Origin of the sequence: Peribacillus sp. NPDC096447 (genome assembly GCF_044762725.1) — a bacterium.
GTDB lineage: Bacteria > Bacillota > Bacilli > Bacillales > DSM-1321 > Peribacillus.
In genome coordinates, this window is the sequence record NZ_JBIWEV010000004.1 from 169,284 (window position 1) to 190,693 (window position 21,410).

The window sequence follows — 21,410 nt, forward strand, 5'->3', positions numbered from 1 at the left end:
GGATCCCCCTTACTCATTTTTAAGCTATCGATCTATTAATCTTCGTTTTGGCCATTTCTTCGTCTATTCATCAATTACGGAGTGGTTTGCCTTTAACAAGCATATGCTGCATCCTTGCCTGGGATTTCGGAGTCGAAATCAGTTTTAGGAATGCCTGTTTTTCTAAGTTCAAGATATACTGTTCATCTACTTCCGTGCCAAATGGGAGTTTTCCCCCTGCCAGGACGTATGCAAGCTCTTTGGCTATAACAAGGTCATGCTCTGATAAGAAACCTGAAAGGCGCATGGATTCCGCCCCTAATAGAAGTGCGGCATATCCCGTTTCACCTACGACAGGAATCTTTGTGCGGGACGGAGCAGTATAACCTTGTTCATGCATGGAAAGTACCGCCTGTTTCGCATCATATAGCTGATGATCCGCATTCACGCTTATTCCATCCGCTGAATCAAGGAAATTATTCCCTCTCGCTTCCTCGGCGGAGGTCGAAACTTTTGCCATGGCGACCGTTTCAAATACTTGGTTGGCCACTTTCTGTAAGTCGAAGTCGATACCCTTCGGCATATTCCTCAACGTCTTGACATAAAGTTCTTTAGTCCCGCCGCCGCCTGGGATCAAACCTACACCAGCTTCCACTAGTCCCATATACGTTTCAGTCGTTGCCTGGATGCGCGCTGCCGGAAGGGACACTTCAGCACCCCCGCCAAGTGTCATATTAAACGGGGCAACCACTACAGGAACTGCACTGTACTTGATTTTAAGCATCGCCTTTTGGAATTGGCTAATGACCATATCGAGTTCAAAAATATTGTCATCCTGCGCTTCCATCAGCATCATTGCAATATTAGCGCCTACACAGAAATTCTTTCCTTGGTTTCCGATGACCAAGCCTTTAAAATTCGCTTCCGCTTCGTCGACCGCCGCATTGATCATTTGTATGATATCCAGACCGATTGCATTATTCGGTGAAGTGAATTCAAGAAGAGCCACTCCATCGCCGATATCCATCAAGCTTGCACCACTGTTTTTCTTGATTACGCCTTTTTGTTTCTTGATCGCTTTAAGATTGATCACTTTAGGATTTGCAACAAGTTCCTTATATTCACCATTATTATAATAGTGAACTATGCCATTTTCTTCTTTATAGAAAGAAGTGATGCCTTTAGCGAGCATATCCTTCACCCATTGCGGAACGGTGATGCCTTCCGCTTCCATTCGGGCTACCGATTTTTCTACCCCTATCGCATCCCAGGTTTCAAAAGGGCCTGTGGACCATCCGAAGCCCCATTTCATCGCTTGATCGATCGCCACGATGTCATCCGCGATGTCCCCAAGCAGTTGGGCAGAATACACAAGCGCCGGATTCAGAACATTCCAAAGTAATTGGCCGGCACGGTCTTCGCTATAAACAAGCGCTTTCATTTTATTTTCCAAGCCCTTGGCCTGTTTAGCCATTTCGATTGAAGGCGTTTTTAATCTTTTTCGTGCATCATATTCAAGGGTTTCGGGATTCAGTTCAAGGATTTCCTTTCCTTTTTTCAAGAAAAATCCTTGGCCTGACTTGCTTCCAAGCCACCCATTCTTAAGCATTTCATTCATGAAATCAGGTATTTTGAAAACTTCTTTTTCTTCTCCATCCACCTGTTCATATACGTTTCTGGCAACATGTGCAAAGGTATCCAACCCAACTACATCAAGTGTCCGGAAAGTCGCGCTAGTTGCCCTTCCAATCAACGGACCTGTAACCGAATCGACCTCACCAACACTGTATCCGCCTTTTTGCATTTCCCGTAGAGTGACCAATAAACCATAAGTTCCAATGCGGTTTGCGATAAAGTTAGGGGTATCCTTGGCTTCGACGACACCTTTTCCCAGTACATCTTCGCCGAATCGTTTCATGTATTCGAGCACTTCTGGTGAAGTTGCTTCAGTTGGGATGAGCTCCAACAACTTAAGATAACGCGGCGGATTGAAGAAGTGGGTTCCCAGAAAGTGCTTTTGAAAGTCCTCCGAACGGCCTTCTGCCATCGCTTCAATTGATATTCCGGAGGTATTCGATGAAACGATGCTTCCTGGTTTACGATGCTGATCAACCTGGGCGAACACACTTTGCTTAACCTCAAGCTTCTCAACGACCACTTCGATGATCCAATCGACATCCTTTAAACGACTTATATCATCTTCCAGGTTTCCTGCCTCGATCAACGCAATGTTTCCCTTAGCCGAAAGCGGAGCTGGTTTCTGTTTTAAAAGTTTCGTAATCGCTGTTTGGCTGATGCGGTTACGCACTTGTTTATTATCTAATGTCAGTCCCTTTTTCTTTTCATCCTCAGTAAGTTCACGAGGTACAATATCCAATAATAAAGTCGGAATGCCGATGTTAGCAAGGTGTGCAGCAATCCCTGATCCCATAACTCCTGACCCTAGAACAGCAGCCTTTCGTATTTGTCGAACCAAGTTCATATCCCCCTTACGCAATTTATTGAATGAATACTCATTCATTTTTAATTCAAAAAAATTTTGAATATTTTTTCTTATTACTAATATAGAATATATTTGGAAATTCCGCAATGATTAAACAGGAAAAAAATATTTTTTTCTCCGAGTTCCTTTGGTTATTTCTCCTCCGTTCAGTAAAAAATAACCGGGGTGGAGGTGACTTATATAATGAAGCGTAAAGATAATCCTTCTAAAGCAGCCGTAAGCGCAGCAAGCGTTAAAGGCAATGCCGGCCCTGGTGCTGAACGTCAACACGGAATCAATAAAGTGAACAGCCAGAACAATCAGTTCAAAAGATAATCCTTCTTAATTTGAGCAGCCGTCCCTTATCCGGGGCGGCTCTCGCTTCCTATTTCTTGAATAGGCCTTTTAAAACGAAAGCAATATTGGCCGGTCTCTCCGCAAGTCGGCGCATGAAGTATCCATACCAATCCGTACCATAAGGAACATACACCCTCACCTTATATCCTTCTTTAGCAAGTTCGAGCTGCTTTTCATTGCGGATGCCATATAACATTTGGAATTCAAATCGATCACGGGGAATTCCCTGATCTTTGACCAAGTCCCTCGTATAATCAATGATTTTGTCATCATGTGTGGCAACGGCTGTGTAATTGCCATTTTGCATATGCTTCTTGATGATTTTCTTGAAATTCTCATCCACATCTTTTTTCTCGGGAAAAGCCACTTCCCTTGGTTCTTTATAAGCCCCTTTAACAAGCCTTAGATTCGGATGGTATGCATCCAGCTCCTCAATATCCTTCTCAGTCCGATACAGATAAGCTTGGATGACAGTCCCCAATTCATTATATTCAGACTTTAGGTTTTTGAATACATCCAAAGTCGGCTGACAGCGCGGAAAATCTTCCATATCAAGCGTCACGAAAACCTGATGGGCCTTAGCTTCATCCAAGATCCTCCGCATGTTATTCATTACGACTCGTTCGGACACATCCAAGCCCATCGAGGTCAGCTTCAGGGATAACTGTGAATCCAGTTCATTTCTGCCAATCATGCGGATTGCTTCAATGCACTCATCTGCCATCTTCCCTGCTTCTTGTTCATCTTCAATGAATTCACCTAAATAATCAATAGTGACGGCAAGCCCTTTCCGGTTAAGATCTGCAATCACTTCACATGCCATATCCAAGGATTCTCCTGCCACGAAACGAGATGCCCCAAACCGCAGCCCGTATTTTTTCGCTGCCTTTGTCATGCCTTTGTTCTTTGATAAAAAAAGGAAAAGATTTTTCAATATTCTTTCCATCTGCATTCCCCTCCAAATCATTTTGGAAAATAGATGCACAAGATTATTTTACCATTTAATTCACTTTTCAGATATTTAGAATCAAGAATAAAAAAAATCCAGAAGGGAAAATTAAGCTCGTTTAAAGAACACTTAAGGAGGTAGCAATGATGGAACAGCAAAATTCGTTTAACAGCCAACAGCAGTCCACCGGCTTTATGAAACAGCCGCCGGAAATGGTTACGGTGAAAGATAGCTTATACTTAACCGATATGCTTGCATGGAATCTGAATGCAGTTAAAAAAGCACATTTTTTTGCCACACAATGCAAGGACCCGCAAATCATTGATGCGTTAAATCGGTGCGGACTCATGCATCAACGCCATTATGATACCATTTTGAAACATTTGAACCCCGACCAAAATCAGGGTCAACAACAATACCAGTAAGGGAGGGTCCTTGATGCCCAATGAAAACAAAGTCCAAAATCCAGAATCTCCCGTGGCAAAGACACCGCAAATGAATGACAGGGATTTTATAAATGATATGCTTTCAACTGAAAAGTACTTTTGCAACTCCCTTTCCGTTGCCCTGCATGAAATGAGTAACCAAGCATTATTCCAAGACATTTTCTCCGTTGCCAAAGAAAATCAGGAGATGCAGCGTGAACTCTATAACCTTATGTTCGAAAAAGGCTGGTATAGTTTAGAAAAGGCGCAAGCTACCAGCTTAGGCCAATCGTATCAACAATTTTCCGGTTATAAAAATCAATTTCCATCTGGAACGAACATCCAATAAGCAAACATTCAGGGGAGTGGATTCTGCTCCTTTTGTTTTTTTGCTACAAATAAAGCCGGCCCATCGAGGGCCGGCTTTATATTTAGATATCCGTTGAAAACATATACTTCTTATAGTGATACCGAATGCTGAATATTAAGCCCATGGCCATCATGTTCCCCATTAACGAGCTTCCTCCATAACTGACAAATGGAAGCGGAATCCCCGTTATCGGTAAAAGGCCTACAGTCATGCCGATATTTTGAAAAACGTGAAACGTCAACATGCTTATAACGCCAACACAGATATATGTATAGAAGTTATTTTTCGTGTCCATTCCCGTTTTTGTTATATGGTAAATCAATAGGAAAAACAAGGAAATGATGATACTTGATCCGATGAAGCCGAATTCTTCACCGATGATGCTGAAAATGAAATCCGAATGACTCTCGGGCAAATACACTTCCCTCGAGCCGATTCCCTTGCCTGTGGTCTGGCCGGAGCCGATGGCCAGTAAGGATTTGGTTAAGTGATATCCTTCGGAGCTGGCATAATTATATGGATCCAGCCAAGAATAGATACGGCCGAATTGATAGGATTTTACCCCTAGGTATTTTTCCAGGATTTCCGGCTTCCAAAGTACAAAGTACAGGACCGCTGAAGCGACGACAATTCCTCCCGAAACGATCGGCAGCAGGATCTTCCATGTTACCCCTGAGATGAAAATCATTCCGAGCATGATGGACATGATGACAAGCGAGGTACCCAAATCCGGCTGTTGCATGATTAACAATAAGGGGGCACCGGTCACTAGACCGATTTTAATAAGCAGCCAGATATCCGTTTGAATCGTTTTCAGCGTGTTTTTGAGATGATGGTTTGAGATAACATTCGCTAAAGCCAGGATGAGGAAAACCTTCATGAATTCCGATGGCTGAATCGAACCGATTCCCGGAATGATGAACCAACTTTTCGCACCATTCCGGACAGGAACGATGCTTTCCGGCATAATGATCAGCAAAAAAAGCAAAAACAATCCGAAGCCATAGGCGTACCAAGATATTTTTTTCAACTGATCAGAATCCAAGGTGATGAAACCTAATACGATTCCGATTCCAACTATATACCAAAAAATTTGTTTAATTAAGAAGTTTTCAGCGTACTGTCCAGTCGTTTGGGCACTATAGATTGCTAAGCAGCTTCCAACGCATAATAACAGCAATATTGTGACCAAAGAAAAATCTATTCGTGATGAAAATTTATTTTGTTCTTCCATACTTAACTCTCCCTTAAAAAGGCTCCTGCGATATATCTATAAATACACTTATTCATTATACTTTAAACAAATAAAATCACAACTATATAGAAGAATAGTTTACAGGCTTCATGGAGTTATTTCCATGAAGCCTGTAGGCAGGGAGAGTTATGCATGTGATTCCTTTGATTTTCTCCGTTTCAGCAATAGGCTGACCAATCCATGGCTTGGGGAAAAGAGAAAGGCCAATCCGAATAATATGGCGGCCGAACCCACCATGCAGCCTGATATCGAGGCATCCAAAATGGTGGCTGAATAGTAGCCGATGACGGAACTTAGCACCCCGACCCCGATACTGACCAATATCATGCTGCTTAAACGGTCTGACAGCAGATAAGCCGTTGCCGCAGGTATGATGAGCATTCCAACTACTAAAATGGAGCCTACACTATCAAAAGAAGCTACAGTCGTCAGTGAAATGAGGCTCATCAATAAGTAATGGAAGAACAGTACAGGAATTCCCATTGCAGCCGCAAGTGATGGATCAAAAGAAACGAGTTTAAACTGTTTGAAGAAAAGGAAGATCAGTATGAGGTTCAGGATAAAACAACTGCCGACTATCCAAACAGCTTTTGGTCCAGCCTCGATTCCCGCGATTGTCATCGTGTTCCAGGGAGTATAAGCTATTTCGCCATAAAGGACATGTTCAAGGTCAAAATCTATTTGTTGCGTATACAGGCTCACGAGTACGATCCCCGTTGCAAAAAGGGAAGTGAATACAATCCCGATCGCCGCGTCGGATTGAACGCCCGACGATTGGAAAAGCTGGATCAAGAATACGGTAAGCAAGCCGAGCGCAGCAGCCCCGATCAGCATTGGAACGGAGTCACGAGTCCCGGTTATTAAAAATGCCAATACGATTCCCGGCAAAACGGAATGACTGATGGCATCCCCAATCAATGTCATTTTCCTGACTATCAAAAAACATCCTAATACACTGCAAGAACCGGCCACCAATGCTCCGACTAAGATAATCCAAAAATCATTCATGATGTGTGGCTCCCTTTCCTTCTATCCTTTTCGAGAGAATATTTCTTTTTCGCCGATACCCTTCTCCATACAGATGAAAGCACTCCGCGTTTAGGTGCAAAAAGCATGGAAAAGAAAAACCATACCGTCGCGGATAAGACAATTAACGGTCCTGTTGGCAAATCATTGACAGATGTACTTATCAACGTTCCAGACACACCGCTCAACATTCCGAATATACCAGACAGGATGACCATGATATGCAGCCGCTCCGTCCAATACCTGGCAGAAACCGCAGGCGTGATCAGTAAAGATGCCATCAGTACGACGCCTACAGCCTGGATACCGATCACTACAGCTGCCACGATCAGCATCATGATGAAATAATCCAGAAAAACAACCGGCAATCCCATCCCCTTAGCAAACCCAGGGTCAAAGGACAGTAATTTGAATTCTTTAAAAAATACGGTACAAGTGAATATGAGAATAAAGGAAACCGTCATCATCATATATACATCGGACATGACCATTGACGCCGTCTGCCCGAATAAAAAGGTATCCAATCCACTCTGGTTTCCATACTCGCTCTGCTGGATCTGCGTAAGCATGACAATTCCGAAGCCAAAGAAGGAAGATAAGACGATTCCCAAGGCCGCATCCTGCTTGATCTTGCTGTATCTCGTAAGCACACTGATCAAGAAGACAGCCACTAAGCCAGCAAAGGCGGCACCTATTAGAAAGTAGGAAGTGGATTTCACTCCAGTTAACATAAAGGCCACACAGATACCGGGTAATGCTGCATGTGCGAGCGTGTCACCAAGCAAAGACTGCTTTCTGAGGTAGGCAAAGCTGCCGATGACCCCGCTGCTTAATCCGAGGAACATCGTGCCAAGCAATATCCACCTTGTATTTGGATCAGTAATAATATCCAGTATGTTCATCGTGTACACCTCATTTTAATAAAAGGCCGGACTTTGTGTCTGATAGTATCGCTAGGCGGCCTCCATATGTTTCCTGTAAGTATTCGGGAATGAACACTTCTTCTGTCGGACCTATTTTCATCACCTTTTTATTCAATAACATCGTCCAGTCGAAATATTCCTTCACGGTGGATAGATCATGGTGCACAACCAGAACGGTTTTGCCTTTTTCCTTCAATTCCATCAGCAATTGTATGATTGCTTTCTCCGTTGCGGCATCCACCCCTACGAACGGTTCATCCATAAAATAAATATCCGCTTCCTGTGCCAATGCCCGGGCCAGGAATATCCGTTGCTGCTGTCCGCCTGATAGCTGGCTGATCTGGCGGTTAGCATATTCAGCCATCCCCACCTTTTCCAGGCACTCCATCCCCTTCTGCCTTTCGGACTTACCTGGCCGCTTCAGCCATCCGAGATGACCATATCTGCCCATCATCACGACATCGAGTGCGTTGGTCGGAAAATCCCAATCCACTGACTCCCGCTGTGGTACATACCCGATACTCTTCCTCATCGATTTATAAGTAGAACCCTTTATTGTGATTTGCCCCGATATTTTGGGGATCAATTCGAGTATTCCCTTTATCAAAGTGGACTTCCCTGCTCCATTGGGGCCTATGATACCAATTAAATTCCCTTCCGGCACCTCAAATGAGACATCTTCGACAACCGGCTTCTTATGATAAGCAATCGTTAAATTCTCGACCTTCAAAGCTGCTTGATTCATAGTTTCTCCCCCTTATTTCAAAGCACGGACGATGGTGTCGGTATTATGACGGACCATCCCGATATACGTTCCTTCTTCCGTCCCTTTTTCACCCATTGCATCCGAGAACAATTCCCCGCCGATTTCCACTTTGTGACCCTGCTTACCTGCCCCTTGAATGACAGCCTCGATTGCCTTCCTTGGTACACTTGACTCTATGAAAATCGCTTTTATTCTGTTCTCCACAAGATAATTCCGCATATCCGTCACATCTTTTGATCCATATTCCGATAATGTATTGATTCCTTGGAGCCCTCTTACGTCCAGGCCATATGACTGCCCGTAGTATCCAAAAGCATCATGTGCTGTAACGAGCACCCGTTGATCTTCCGGTACTTTATTAATTTCCTCTTGAACATATTTATCAAGTTCCTCCAATTGCAGAATATACTCCTCATAATTTTCACGATACTCTGCTTCATGTTCCTGATCATTGGCAATCAATTCTTTCTTCACTGCCTCCGCCGCAACGATCCAAAGCTTTACATCAAACCATACGTGGGGATCATGTTCCGTCGCACTCACTTTGCGTAGCTGATTCTCCTTGAAGTCTTCCGTTACGGCAATCGTTGGTTTATCCTTGCTCATCATTTCAAATATATCCGTCATTTTCCCTTCAAGATGCAATCCGTTATAAAAAATCATATCAGCCGAATCCAGTGTCTTAACATCACCCTGTGTCGCTTTATATAGATGGGGGTCGACTCCCGGTCCCATTAAACTGGTGACCTCGACATGTTTACCGCCGATATTCTCAACCAAATCCCCAATCATTCCCGTTGTTGTAACGACATTCAGCTTGCCATTGCCTTTATCCCTATCGGCCGTATCATTGCCGCACCCCGTTAAAATCAGCAATGCAGCAAGCACGCCCCCAATAGATTTTAGAAAACCCATCCATATTCCCTCCCTTTTTCATCTTTCTAAAATAGTTTGCCATGTGCAAAACTAAGTGTAAATTTTTTTACATTGTCGTAAATGCTAAAAAGTTTCCTCTACACAACTTATTTTATACTATACACAAATATACAAAAAAAGTGCAACTATTTTTTAACATTTCAAAAAGGCGAATGACTTTTTACACAAAGCAAAAACTGTCAGGAATCTCCCCAAGAGAGCTCCCTGACAGTCAGTCATTCCGTACATGAAACGTAACGATGAAGTTATATTTATATTGTGGAGTTTTTATGGTGAATATAAACCATGGGGGCTATTTCGGGACGACGTGAAATTCATGAGTAAATGTTCGGTTCACGAGTAAACGCGGATTTCACGCATTCAAAGTGCATTGCCACTCATTTTTCCTGTTTCAAGGAAATTGCCAAGTACGCAAATCCCAATTCAATTCCGCAAAGCACAAACAGGGTGATTAAGGTTTGGAACATCATGATCTCCTCCTCCTCTAAGACTTAAACCAATCTTAAAGGATGAAACCAATACCAGAACAAGACCTTATTTGAAGAAATCTTCAGCAGGCTCACTCTGATCTCTTGCCCTGAAATGGGTTTCATACTGTACAATATAAAAAAAGAAAAAACGGTGATACCATGACAAATATTAAAGAAATAGCTCAATGTGCCGGTGTATCTGTCTCAACAGTGTCTCGTGTATTGAATGATCATCCATATGTAAGCCCCGATAAAAGAAAGAGCGTCTTGGAAGCGATCGATCGTTTGAATTATACGAGAAACATCAACGCCATTCATCTTTCAAAAGGCAAAACTAATCTTATCGGCATCATCATCCCCTTCAACAATCACCCATATTACGGGGCAATCGTTAACGGAATCACTAAACAGGCAAATGCAATCGGCTGTCATATCGTCATCTTTCAAACAAATTATGACAGAGAGAAAGAAATCCAGGCTTTTAATATGCTGCAAATGAAGCAGCTCGATGGCATCATCGTTTGTTCAAGGATTTCAGAAATGAAAATCCTCTTGGATTATCAAAAATACGGACCGATTATTTTATGTGAAGATACAGCCCAGGCTGAATTCTCATCCATAAGCATTGATCATTATGCAGCTTTCTCCTGTGCCCTTGAGTACGTGATTGCTAAAGGATATAAGAAAATTGGATACAGCCTCGGCCGTAAAAAGAGCAGAAATAGTTCTCATCGAACAAAGGCCTTTAACGATATCATGAGAAAACATAAACTGTTAAACAATAAGGAATGGCTGTTTGAAGGCAGTTATCACATCAAAGACGGTGAACAATTGTTTCAGGATTGGAATTCAATGATGGACAAACCTGAAGCTCTCATCATCACGAATGATGACACGGCAGCAGGCTTCATTCTTACCGCTAAGAAATCGGGTATAAGGGTACCGGAAGATGTGGCCATTCTCGGCTTCAATAATGATAGCCTGAGTGAAATGCTCGACATCACGACCATTTCCTTACCGCTGGAATGGATTGGTAAAATGGCAGTGGATCTATTTGAGAATCCTGAAGTGGTCAAACATGTAAAACTGGACTATGCCCTTATAAAAAGGCGTACCGTTTAGTTATCAGAATGCTTTATTTTGGTATATCGTCATTTGAATTCTTCCTTATTGCCATCTTTGATTTACTAGGAAAAAATAACCACATAAAATAATCATTGCGATATCCCAGAAGTTATTTTATAATTTTGATATAGTAAAGTTTACTCAATTACTAGCAATCTATTAACGATTGCATGAATTTCATGAGTACAATCGTCCGACGTCACTTACAAGCTGGCGCAACGATATTAGAAAATTGAATACTTCCTCATTTACCGATGAGTTAGAGGCTGCAGCTTATAAAAGTAAAACGGACGAGATTCTGGAAAATTAAAGACTCCGTTTGAAAGGATAAGTTGCCGAAGTTAGGGTATATTCCAAGTATATTCTTGCTGGCGGTGTTACCGAACAGGAACACCACTGTCACGTTTTTTCACAAAGCGTGGGGAGCTATCTTCGGAAGGATAAACGGGTTTATTATAAACAGCCGTCGATCTTTTTCGACTGCTGTTTTTTATTTTTCGTTCCCTTCCAATAAAAAGGAGTGTAACATCAATTGTCAAATTCACAATCAGCATCAAGCCCTACTGAACTGAAAAGGAGCCTGAAAGCGCGTCATTTAATGATGATTTCATTAGGTGGAACGATTGGAACAGGTTTATTTTTAGCTAGTGGCGGGGCCATTCATTCAGCCGGACCCGGCGGTGCCTTGGTGGCATACGCGATCATCGGCATCATGGTTTATTACTTAATGACAAGTCTTGCAGAAATGGCTGCGTTCATGCCAGTGGCCGGTTCGTTCCGTGTCTATGCATCCAAATTCGTAGATCCGTCTTTCGGTTTTGCGATTGGTTGGAACTACTGGTATAACTGGGCAATAACCATTGCCGCCGAATTGGCAGCCGTTGTCTTAATTATGAAGTTCTGGTTCCCGGATAGCCCTTCATTCATCTGGAGTGCCATTGCGTTAATCACTATGTTTCTTATCAATTACATGTCAGTTAAAGGTTTCGGGGAAACGGAATTCTGGTTTGCCATGATCAAAGTCGTGACAGTCGTCATTTTCTTGATTACGGGTGTTCTGATCATTCTCGGAATCATGGGCGGGAATGACCCAATTGGTTTTTCCAATTTCACAATGGGCGAAGGTCCCTTTAACGGAGGGTTCTTCACGATTCTTGGCGTATTCATGGCTGCCGGCTTTTCATTCCAAGGAACGGAATTGCTTGGAGTGACTGCTGGTGAAAGTGAAGATCCAGAAAAAAATATCCCTAAAGCGATCAGATCCGTTTTCTGGCGCATCCTCTTGTTCTATATCCTTGCAATTTTCGTTATTGGAATGATCATTCCGTTTACGGATTCACGTTTATTGAGTCAAGATGTTGCCGTAAGTCCATTCACGCTTGTATTTGAACGTGCCGGCCTTGCATTTGCTGCATCCATCATGAACGCGATCATTTTATCATCCGTACTCTCTGCAGGTAACTCTGGCATGTACGCTTCAACCCGTATGCTATGGGACTTGGCACGTGATGGTAAAGCACCGAAGTTCCTAGGCAAGTTAGATAAAAGAGGCGTACCTGTGAATGCACTTATCGTGACCTCTTTAGTTGGCTGCGTTGCATTCTTAGCTTCATTTTTCGGTGATGGCGTCGTTTATATCTGGTTATTGAACGCTTCAGGCATGGCGGGATTCGTCACCTGGGTAGGGATTGCGATTGCCCATTATCGGTTCCGCAAAGCTTACGCTGCACAAGGCCTTGATATGAATGCTTTACCATTCCGTGCAAAAGGCTTCCCATTCGGGCCTATATTCGCACTTGTCCTTTGTATTATCATTATCATCGGACAAGGCTATCAGGCTTTCAGCAGCGATGGGATTGACTGGAATTCAATGTTCGTTTCCTACATTGGCTTGATTCTATTTTTCGTCCTATGGTTCGGCTATAAAATTAAGCATAAAACGAAAATCATTCCCCTAGAGGAATGTGATCTTAAATCAAAATAATACGCAAAGGACCTGTTCTTCCCTAATCGGAAAAGAACAGGTCCTTTTTTCATTTCAAATGATAAACACGGCATTCATATGGTTGCAGGGGTTTACTGGAGATTCCTTCTTCCTCCTGATCATAATTGCCGATCAGCTTTGTGGCAGAATATGCATGCAGCTCTTCAGGCAAAGTATAGGGAGCCTGCTTTTCTTTAAAGTTGCATAGCACCAACAGCTTTTCTTCTTCCAATGATCTCGTGTAGGCAAATATTCGTTCATCATCCGGCAACAGCAGTTCAAAACGGCCATAAACGACGATATCATGTTCCTTGCGTAATTGGATAAGCTTTTTATAAAAATGAAAAATGGAATTGTGATCATTGTAGGCCTTTTCTGCATTAATCTCGGGAAAATTGGGATTAACCTTAATCCAGGGAGTCCCTTGCGTGAATCCTGCGTTCCGGGAGTCATTCCACTGAATCGGTGTTCTCGCATTATCCCGGCTGCGGGCGTGGATGGCTGACATCATCCGCTCTTTTGACCAGCCATGAGAATTGACGAGTTCGTCATATGAATTCAATGTTTCGATATCCCGGTATTCATCAATGCTTTCAAATGCAGCATTGGTCATGCCCAGCTCTTCCCCTTGATATATATAAGGTGTACCCTGAAGCATATGAAGACAAGCAGCAAGCATCTTAGCGCTTTCAATACGATACTTTCCATCATGACCAAACCTTGAGACAACCCGGGGCTGATCATGGTTGTTCCAGTATAAACTGTTCCAGCCATCCCCCTCCAAACCAGTCTGCCATTTGGAGAGAATTCGCTTTAAATCGGTTAGCTTCCATTTATCGTTACTCCATTTCCCTTCTGGTCCGCTCCCTAAATCCATATGTTCGAATTGAAAGACCATATGTAGCTCACCACGATCTTTACCTGTGAATAATTGCGCGTCCTCCGGTGTGACGCCTGGCATCTCCCCAACCGTAATTACGTCATATCCAGAAAGTGCCCGTTGATTGATTTCCTGCAAATACTCATGTATGCGCGGGCCATTCAGGAAAAACGGGCTTCCGTCACCAAACTGCTTCTCATGATGAACGGCTCCATCTGAATAGCTTTGATCTTTTGAAAGGAAGTTGATGACATCCATCCGGAAGCCATCGACACCCTTATCCAGCCACCAAGTCATGATGTTGTAGATTTCTTCACGGAGCTTAGGGTTCTCCCAGTTTAAATCCGGTTGTTTCCTGCTGAATAAATGTAAATAATATTCATCAGTTCCTTCATCATATTCCCATGCTGAACCTTTAAAAATGGACTCCCAATTATTTGGCGCTTTCCCATTCCTGCCAGGTTTCCAAATATAATAATCACGCTTCGGATTATCTTTTGACGATCGCGATTCCTTGAACCACTGATGTTCATCTGAAGAATGGTTGACCACCAGGTCCATCATGATCTTCATTCCACGTTCATGAACTGCCTTCAACAACCTATCGAAATCAGCCATGGTCCCGAATTCAGTCATGATTGCTTTATAATCACTGATATCGTACCCATTGTCATCATTGGGAGATTGATAAACTGGGGATAGCCATATCACGTTCACACCCAGCTCTTGTAAATAATCGAGCTTCATCAAGATCCCGTTTATATCCCCTATCCCATCGCCATCACTATCCATAAAACTTCTTGGATACACTTGATACACAACTGCCTCTTTCCACCATGCTTTGTCCATGCCTTTCCCCCTCTTTAGCCGCATTGACACAATCATTACACCAATACCCTATTATAAAGAGGGAAACTCCAGAATATTCTACTTTTATTCAGCTATTCCGGTTTGAATCATTTCAATATCCAGATCGACCTCGATTGGAATATCGGGATATTCCTCCTCCCAATGTTTTTGATCGAAATTTCTTGTTTTACTTTTAGCGTAATCACCGAGTGCAATTGGATCTATATTGTTCTCCTGAAACATGGTTACCATCTCGTTTAATTTTTTACCAATGACATGCTCGGCCCTGGCCTCTATTATATTCAGGTCCACCGCTTTGCCCAAGTCATAGCCTTGGACCTCTAGCAGACTCGCTTTTATTTTCACTTTAATCCTGACCTTGGGGTCTTGATTGGCATTCGAAATATGATAATGGACACGTGACTCCACGTTATTGATATCAGTAAAGTCATTTTCCTTCCATTTAATTTCATAACTCCCCAGCTTAAAGTTTTCACTAAGGACCTTATATAAAAAGCCGTCTTCATAAGGGATATATTTACCAATATAACGATCCTTTTTAAACAAGGCGATCCCTCTTACCCGTATTTGGTCTCCTGCTGTTTCCAATAAGGGCAAGACCGGATCGATTCCTTTACCATGACACGCATATAAATACCTGTGAAGATCTACATCAGGCAAATTAGTCCTTATATTCTGTTCGATCAGCTCTTTCACTTGAACCCCTGGAGTTTTAATCAACTTCGGCTCCATTTTAACTACATCCTCCGCCTTTCCATGAACGACCGCTAAATACAAATCCCTTCCCACCATCGGGTCACGCCTATATGTATCGACATAATCATTCAACCCCTTACCTGCCAATTCTTCACCATATAGAATGACATTCAGTCTCCCGCCGACAATCGGGTATGGTGTTTTTGCATTTTCTTGCTGGCGGGCCGCCTTTATATCATGGGAGTTCGCTTCATATACTTCTTTACCCAGATCTGCTTCCTCCCCAGGCTGAGGAACGCTGACAACGACCGTACCTTTGATTTTATTGTCTTCGGCATCATCATAACCTACGACTTCAGCAATTAGAATATCCTCTAATATTTGCTTTTCCACGCCGCACGCCGTCATCAAAAAGCCTGCGAATGTTATCAAGAGAAGTTTGATTTTCATGATTTATGACCCCTGACTTTATAGACGATCGACTGCCATATGAATAAGAAAGGAAGATACAAATAAACGATATAAAAACCAATTTGCGAACTGATCGTGTTAAACTTATCGATTCTATAGCGGTTATCCAAAAAAACGCAGGAAACTAAGATGATAATCAGAATGAAAAACAACATTTTTTTCTGTCTTAATCCAAATACTCTTTTTGCTGTCCTGCTCGCTGCCCAAACCCCTATGCAAACATTCGGCAGCACCATGAACAGCCAAATGGAAATCCCTATGTATTCGAACCGTTCTATGAATGGAAGGTCTACGATTTTCCATAACGTCAAAGTTGCCCAAATTACATCTTTCAGCTGATCTTGATGATAGTAGGCTAATGAAACAATAATCGATACTAAATAAATCGACATAGTAAACAACGCCCCTAAGTGAGCCCACTTTTGAGATTTTTCACGATTTTTAATGAATGGATAATAAATGAGGAGTAATTCAAAACCAAGGTAATTCAGGGTCATTTTCTTACAGGCCTTCATGATTTCCAAAAAGGAATGATCAAGAAAAGGACCCAAATTTTCAAAGTGGGCATACTTCAATGGGAAATAGTTCAAAAGGAATAATGGCGATCCGATAATAAGCCCGATTATGCAAAAACCAGTTATGACCCTGAAACCTCCCTCCACAAAACTATACACGAGAATGAGAATGATGGTTATTAGCATCAGGACATTGACACCAGGGAACATCCAAACCTGAATGACTTCTAAATAAGTCCTGATAAGAATGATGGAGATCATTATAAAGTAGAGGATGAATAAAATATTGAAAGCATTTCCGACCCATTTACCAAACAAATCCTTGTGGATGGCGACCAAGTCAATTGTTTGGGGACCCCTGCCTAAAAGCCTGAAACACATCCAAAGCAGAACATTTATGATCAACCCTGATATGAGGACCGATATCCATGCGTCTTGGCCAGCCTCTTTCGCTATGATCCGTTCAAACCCCAATATCCCTACTCCAATCTGCATGCCGGGCATCAGGAAAAAAACAAAAAATGGAGATATTTGTTTTGTTTCATTTGGTTTGACTTCCATACCTTCTCACCGCTTTCTACACCTTATTCATCAATATCGTTATGGGAGTTTCGCGTTTCCGCCTCCTTCCTTATCCTTAGTGGATTTTCCGTCCGCAGAAACTGCGGGCGTTTTTTCTGCTTTGAAAAAGGGAGGCGAATCAGACTATCTTTAAAGTCATGAATTCTTAACGGGTAAAGAGGATCTAAATATGGACTGCCAAGCGAAGTCAATCTCAATAAATGACTTAAAATGAATGCACTGCATAAAGCTATTCCAAACAGACCGTATAACTGGGCTGCAATTAGAAAGGGAAAGCGGATAAGGCGAATCGTATTGCTGATTTGGTAAATCGGCACCGTAAATGAAGCCAAGGCAGCCAAAGCGACAAGCATCAACAAGACATTACTGACAAATCCCGCTTCCACAGCGGCTGTACCAATGACTATACCGCCAACAATGCCGATGGTGGAGCCTACCTTAGCAGGCAGCCTGACCGCCGCTTCCCTCAGCAATTCAATCGTCCCTTCCAGCACGATCGCTTCCAAGATCGGCGGAAAAGGGATTACGCCCCTGGATGAGATTAGGATGGGCAGCAAATCCGTTGGAATCACTTGATAATGATAGGTTAAAACGGCAACATACAGAGGTGATGACAACACGGAAAACAGCACCGCGAAAAGCCGGATCAAACGGAATGAAGTACCGAGATTCCAAATTTGAAAATAATCTTCAAATGACGAAAAGAACGAAATGATGGTATTGGGACCAACTAATGCATGAGGAGACCCATCCAGCATGATTCCTATTTTCCCTTCCGATAATACACTGGCCAGATGATCAGGCCGCTCCGTATCAATCAGTTGCGGAAACATCGAATTCCGATTATCCGTGATCATCTGGCTTACAAACGAAATATCGACGATCGTATCATATTCTATATCTTCTATTCTTTGCATGACTGTCTTAACGATCTGTTGATTTACTATCCCATCTATGTAAAGTACCGCTAACCTTGTTTGCGAGATGCTCCCGACCCGAAATTCGTTGGACTGCAATTCAGGAGTGGGCAGCCGGTTACGGATCAGATTCAAATTCGAATCAAGCGATTCAACAAAGGCCTCCTTGGACCCAACGACCGTATATTCCGACTCGGGGGTGGAAATTTGCCTTTTCACACTGTGAACACATGGAATCAGCAAACACATTTCATCATCTTGCTTGTATTGGATCATGATCGATCCTGTCAAAACCAACCTTTGAATGTCTTTTAGATCAGCCGTCATTTTCATATCTTCCATCGGAATATCGCCTTTTAGTTGCTTAAGGACCTTCTTTGGTTGATTCGACATGACTGCCAACACTTGTTCATGGAGCTGTTGTGCACTAACCAGTGAATTGAAGTAGGAGATGATATAGCCATCATCATTCGGGAATTGGAAGGTAAGAAAATCATTAGATGCTTTAAACTTTTTAAAGAGTTCCCGAAAATCCTTGGAAGTAACCTGAAAGGATGCTGAATCCATTTCCCTCCTGCCCTTAAATAACCTCACCATCCCACCCCCCATTACAAAGTTTTTAGTTCATTCGATTATTGTAACCACCCTATTTAAAGTTAGTCATGATTCACCGATATCCTTAAAATAGGAAAAGACCTATCCGGAATCCACCGGATAAGTCTTTAATTCGATAATAACCAATTACCTTGGACTTGGAAAAATCCGTGTTACAAATTCACGGAACTCTTCAGCGAATCCTGCAACGGGTTTTCCATTCTCGATATCATTCGCATACCCTTCCATTCTTTGAACAAAGTCCGGATTTGCCGACACATAAACTTGGTCTACCGATGGATCGGCTCCCCTTACTGTATCAGCAACCCTTTCTTTAAGGTCATTCGAGATATCCTTATCCCCGCCATCTTTTAATACTGCCCCTACATAAGCATTATTTTCAGTCACGATGACACTTGCGTTACTTACTTCCTTCATGGCTTCGACTCGATTTGAGATATCCTCGGAGACCCTCATATCGTTAATACCATTATCATTATTGTTGTTATTATTAGCATTATTTTCATCATTAACATTTTGCCTTGTGTCGCTAACATTCATCGGATTATCTAAATTATCCTGATGAGTACGATTCAGGCCAAGGTTTTCACTGGCACCTTCTTTATCATTAGTTGCACAACCTGTAATCACTAAAGCCATCATTGCACTTGATACTATCACTTTATAATTCACATTCATCACTCCTCAAAAATCATTTAATATTACTATTTGCGAGGAGTGGATAGTTTATTCAGAAGAAGTAATCTTCAAGCCGATAATTCCTACCAAAATTAAACCGGCGAATACCAAACGCATCGCATCCTTAGGCTCGTTAAATACGATGATGCCTACCAGAACAGCTCCAAGGGCCCCTATTCCGGTCCAAATTGCATACGCTGTTCCCATAGGCAGGGTTTTTATCGCCGATGATAAAAAATAAAAACTAATGACCATACCGGCAATCGTTATGATAGAAGGTAATAATTTCGTAAAACCCTCGGTATACTTTAAACTTGTCGCCCATACCACTTCAAATAATCCTGCAATAACCAATTGAATCCATGCCATCTATCTTCCCTCCAATTACAGAAAAAGCCCGAAAGGTCATAAATCATAACCTCCCGGGCTTTTTTCCCTCCGTGTACGCAGATTCCTGCGCGTTTCTCTTGGACCATTCCGGTAAAATTCAACCGAGGAACCCTAGAAACTTATTATTTCCATACTATATCATGTACATTTCATATCGGTCAAACACTCATGCATCGCTTCTGTTTCTAAGCTTCCACTTGTCACCTTTAATTGAAAACCAAATATTTTTAAAGGGTTCAGGTATTTCTTTAGCCGCATCAACCGTATATTGTACAGACTCTTTTTTATATTGAACATCTTCAGTGATTTCTTGCTGTGTCATGGCGAGTTGGTCCGTCTCCGATTTAATCTGGTCCGTTTTGGCCTGGATGCGTGTAACGGTTTCAGTCACATTTTCAATTGTCGGTTTGGAATCCTTAAATGTTTTAAAAGCAAAAAACGCTAAATAGATAATCGATCCGATAAAGAGGGCAAGACTAATATATACAATGATCACCTAGATTCCTCCTTTTATTTTACCTTTACTATACCCGTAATAATTGGGCAGAAAACGAATCCCTATGTATTTTCTTTTATGCCTGGTCATATTATTGAAAAAAAGGAGGAATGAAAATGAATCAAATGCCTCTGCTTAAAGCCTGTTTTAAAGCTGGACTCCACTTCATCAGACATATGACCATACAGCAGGCTGCCACTATTGCAGGAATCATTTTTTTAATCATTCATCCAGAAGTTTTCAGCCCCCTTTGGCTTACACTGGCAACATCCGTCTTGATTCTGCTCCTGCTTTGAAGATTGTAAGTAGCCTTCCACACTGGTTAAGTTATGGAATTATTCGCTGACACCCACATCAGGAAGCAACATTCAGAATTACATAGGAACCAAGCAGGCAACAGGCAGTCACGTTGGATTTCACCCCCTTCATAACGATGATCTATAAAGTTTAATCAATCGATTGATTAAACAGGAATTTGACTTGAACCCCTTGTGACAGAAGAACTTCCCTCCCCCTTCATATATTGATTACACTACATTTACCATTTTATCAAACGGAAATTTATTAGAAAATTACAAAATTTGTGTATAATTAGGCTATATTCATTAATTCTTAAGGAGGAATCATAGTCATGGATACTCTTATTCAACAGTTCAGGAATTTGCCCACCACGGCGATTTCTGATGCAATGGAAGGGTTGAGCAATTTGGAATCGGCGATTAAACCCTTAAAGGAAGAATTTCGTCTGGCCGGACGAGCTTTGACCGTACAGATGCCCGTCGGTGATAATTCAGCCGTGTTAAAAGCAATCGGCGAAGCCAAGCCTGGGGATATAATAGTCGTTGACAGCAAGGGTGATACATACCGGGCTATAGCAGGAGACTTTGTCGTCGGCATGATGCAGACCATGGAAGTTGGCGGTCTCGTTGTCGATGGAGTCATTCGCGATCTTGAAGCAATTAAAGAATTGAATTTCCCTGTTTTCAGCAAAGGGACGACGGTTGCCTCAAGCGGCAAGGCAGGTGTAGGCCAAACCAATATCCCCATTTCCTGTGGAGGTGTCACCGTATTTCCAGGTGACATCATCATAGGTGACATGGATGGAGTCGTGGTCGTGCCACAAGCCAAGGGTGAAGATATCCTGAACAAAGCGAAGGATAAAATCATGAAAGATGAACAGCGTGCTGAAAAATATGCAGGAAAGCCTGATCAAATTAGAAAGTATATTGCCATGATGACCAATAAAGGATGAC

21 protein-coding genes and 2 riboswitches are annotated in these 21,410 nt (G+C 42.3%); of the genes, 7 read left to right on the forward strand and 14 right to left on the reverse strand.

What is annotated here, in order from left to right:
* Nucleotides 1–70: 70 nt before the first annotated feature.
* Nucleotides 71–2,455 carry a 3-hydroxyacyl-CoA dehydrogenase/enoyl-CoA hydratase family protein gene (locus ACIQZD_RS15240; RefSeq protein WP_402904151.1) on the reverse strand — a complete coding sequence of 795 codons (2,385 nt, stop codon included), beginning with the start codon at nt 2,453–2,455 and terminating at the stop codon, nt 71–73.
* Nucleotides 2,456–2,662: 207 nt separating this feature from the next.
* Between ACIQZD_RS15240 and ACIQZD_RS15245 the strand changes: the two genes are divergently transcribed.
* Complete coding sequence (locus ACIQZD_RS15245) at nt 2,663–2,797, forward strand: YuzL family protein (protein ID WP_072273724.1); 135 nt, start codon at nt 2,663–2,665, stop codon at nt 2,795–2,797.
* Between the two features lie 49 nt (nt 2,798–2,846).
* Here ACIQZD_RS15245 and ACIQZD_RS15250 read toward each other — a convergent pair whose 3' ends face one another.
* A complete protein-coding gene (locus ACIQZD_RS15250; protein ID WP_230176187.1) occupies nt 2,847–3,764 on the reverse strand; it encodes a proline dehydrogenase family protein in 918 nt (305 codons plus the stop codon).
* A 149-nt stretch (nt 3,765–3,913) separates the two neighbouring features.
* Between ACIQZD_RS15250 and ACIQZD_RS15255 the strand changes: the two genes are divergently transcribed.
* Nucleotides 3,914–4,192 (forward strand): hypothetical protein, encoded by a 279-nt coding sequence (locus ACIQZD_RS15255; RefSeq protein ID WP_350302971.1) that lies wholly within the window; start codon nt 3,914–3,916, stop codon nt 4,190–4,192.
* Between the two features lie 13 nt (nt 4,193–4,205).
* Nucleotides 4,206–4,541, forward strand: coding sequence for a spore coat protein (locus tag ACIQZD_RS15260; protein WP_350300490.1), 336 nt, complete (start codon nt 4,206–4,208; stop codon nt 4,539–4,541).
* Nucleotides 4,542–4,623: 82 nt separating this feature from the next.
* Here the strand turns inward: ACIQZD_RS15260 and ACIQZD_RS15265 are convergent, their stop codons facing one another.
* The 5 genes from ACIQZD_RS15265 to ACIQZD_RS15285 all read right to left on the reverse strand — a co-directional run bounded on the left by ACIQZD_RS15265 (nt 4,624) and on the right by ACIQZD_RS15285 (nt 9,447).
* Nucleotides 4,624–5,796 carry an FtsW/RodA/SpoVE family cell cycle protein gene (locus tag ACIQZD_RS15265; RefSeq protein ID WP_101223666.1) on the reverse strand — a complete coding sequence of 391 codons (1,173 nt, stop codon included), beginning with the start codon at nt 5,794–5,796 and terminating at the stop codon, nt 4,624–4,626.
* A 147-nt stretch (nt 5,797–5,943) separates the two neighbouring features.
* Nucleotides 5,944–6,825 (reverse strand): metal ABC transporter permease, encoded by an 882-nt coding sequence (locus ACIQZD_RS15270; protein WP_402904156.1) that lies wholly within the window; start codon nt 6,823–6,825, stop codon nt 5,944–5,946.
* On the reverse strand, nt 6,822–7,745 hold the full coding sequence (locus ACIQZD_RS15275; protein WP_402904159.1) for a metal ABC transporter permease: 924 nt from the start codon (nt 7,743–7,745) through the stop codon (nt 6,822–6,824). The genes ACIQZD_RS15270 and ACIQZD_RS15275 overlap by 4 nt, the downstream gene beginning before the upstream one ends.
* 10 nt (nt 7,746–7,755) lie before the next feature.
* Nucleotides 7,756–8,511 (reverse strand): metal ABC transporter ATP-binding protein, encoded by a 756-nt coding sequence (locus tag ACIQZD_RS15280; RefSeq protein ID WP_101223669.1) that lies wholly within the window; start codon nt 8,509–8,511, stop codon nt 7,756–7,758.
* A gap of 12 nt (nt 8,512–8,523) precedes the next feature.
* Complete coding sequence (locus ACIQZD_RS15285) at nt 8,524–9,447, reverse strand: metal ABC transporter solute-binding protein, Zn/Mn family (protein WP_402904163.1); 924 nt, start codon at nt 9,445–9,447, stop codon at nt 8,524–8,526.
* A gap of 650 nt (nt 9,448–10,097) precedes the next feature.
* Between ACIQZD_RS15285 and ACIQZD_RS15290 the strand changes: the two genes are divergently transcribed.
* Entirely contained in the window at nt 10,098–11,060 is a 963-nt protein-coding gene (locus ACIQZD_RS15290; RefSeq protein ID WP_402904166.1) for a LacI family DNA-binding transcriptional regulator, read from the forward strand.
* Nucleotides 11,061–11,315: 255 nt separating this feature from the next.
* Nucleotides 11,316–11,500: riboswitch (Lysine riboswitch) on the forward strand.
* A 95-nt stretch (nt 11,501–11,595) separates the two neighbouring features.
* The gene (locus tag ACIQZD_RS15295) at nt 11,596–13,047 is read left to right on the forward strand and encodes an amino acid permease (RefSeq protein WP_402904169.1); all 1,452 of its coding nucleotides are present in this window, start codon (nt 11,596–11,598) and stop codon (nt 13,045–13,047) included.
* 49 nt (nt 13,048–13,096) lie between these two features.
* Here ACIQZD_RS15295 and ACIQZD_RS15300 read toward each other — a convergent pair whose 3' ends face one another.
* The 7 genes from ACIQZD_RS15300 to ACIQZD_RS15330 all read right to left on the reverse strand — a co-directional run bounded on the left by ACIQZD_RS15300 (nt 13,097) and on the right by ACIQZD_RS15330 (nt 20,157).
* Complete coding sequence (locus tag ACIQZD_RS15300; RefSeq protein ID WP_402904172.1) at nt 13,097–14,776, reverse strand: glycoside hydrolase family 13 protein; 1,680 nt, start codon at nt 14,774–14,776, stop codon at nt 13,097–13,099.
* An 84-nt stretch (nt 14,777–14,860) separates the two neighbouring features.
* Nucleotides 14,861–15,943: a Ger(x)C family spore germination protein gene (locus tag ACIQZD_RS15305; protein ID WP_402904175.1), complete on the reverse strand. Its 1,083-nt coding sequence runs from the start codon at nt 15,941–15,943 to the stop codon at nt 14,861–14,863.
* Nucleotides 15,940–17,040 carry a GerAB/ArcD/ProY family transporter gene (locus ACIQZD_RS15310; protein ID WP_402904178.1) on the reverse strand — a complete coding sequence of 367 codons (1,101 nt, stop codon included), beginning with the start codon at nt 17,038–17,040 and terminating at the stop codon, nt 15,940–15,942. Before ACIQZD_RS15310 ends, ACIQZD_RS15305 begins: the two co-directional genes overlap by 4 nt.
* 23 nt (nt 17,041–17,063) lie before the next feature.
* Nucleotides 17,064–18,575 (reverse strand): spore germination protein, encoded by a 1,512-nt coding sequence (locus ACIQZD_RS15315; RefSeq protein WP_402904180.1) that lies wholly within the window; start codon nt 18,573–18,575, stop codon nt 17,064–17,066.
* A 144-nt stretch (nt 18,576–18,719) separates the two neighbouring features.
* Nucleotides 18,720–19,265 (reverse strand): YhcN/YlaJ family sporulation lipoprotein, encoded by a 546-nt coding sequence (locus ACIQZD_RS15320; protein WP_402904183.1) that lies wholly within the window; start codon nt 19,263–19,265, stop codon nt 18,720–18,722.
* A 54-nt stretch (nt 19,266–19,319) separates the two neighbouring features.
* A complete protein-coding gene (gene sugE / locus ACIQZD_RS15325; protein WP_402904186.1) occupies nt 19,320–19,640 on the reverse strand; it encodes a quaternary ammonium compound efflux SMR transporter SugE in 321 nt (106 codons plus the stop codon).
* 48 nt (nt 19,641–19,688) lie between these two features.
* A riboswitch (guanidine-I (ykkC/yxkD leader) is annotated at nt 19,689–19,787 on the reverse strand.
* Nucleotides 19,788–19,827: 40 nt separating this feature from the next.
* Nucleotides 19,828–20,157: a DUF948 domain-containing protein gene (locus ACIQZD_RS15330; RefSeq protein WP_241592669.1), complete on the reverse strand. Its 330-nt coding sequence runs from the start codon at nt 20,155–20,157 to the stop codon at nt 19,828–19,830.
* Nucleotides 20,158–20,273: 116 nt separating this feature from the next.
* Here ACIQZD_RS15330 and ACIQZD_RS15335 point away from each other — a divergent pair, with 116 nt between their 5' ends.
* Both ACIQZD_RS15335 and ACIQZD_RS15340 read left to right on the forward strand, forming a co-directional pair.
* Nucleotides 20,274–20,453: a hypothetical protein gene (locus tag ACIQZD_RS15335; RefSeq protein ID WP_402904191.1), complete on the forward strand. Its 180-nt coding sequence runs from the start codon at nt 20,274–20,276 to the stop codon at nt 20,451–20,453.
* A gap of 335 nt (nt 20,454–20,788) precedes the next feature.
* Complete coding sequence (locus tag ACIQZD_RS15340; RefSeq protein WP_402904194.1) at nt 20,789–21,409, forward strand: RraA family protein; 621 nt, start codon at nt 20,789–20,791, stop codon at nt 21,407–21,409.
* Nucleotide 21,410 lies beyond the last annotated feature (1 nt).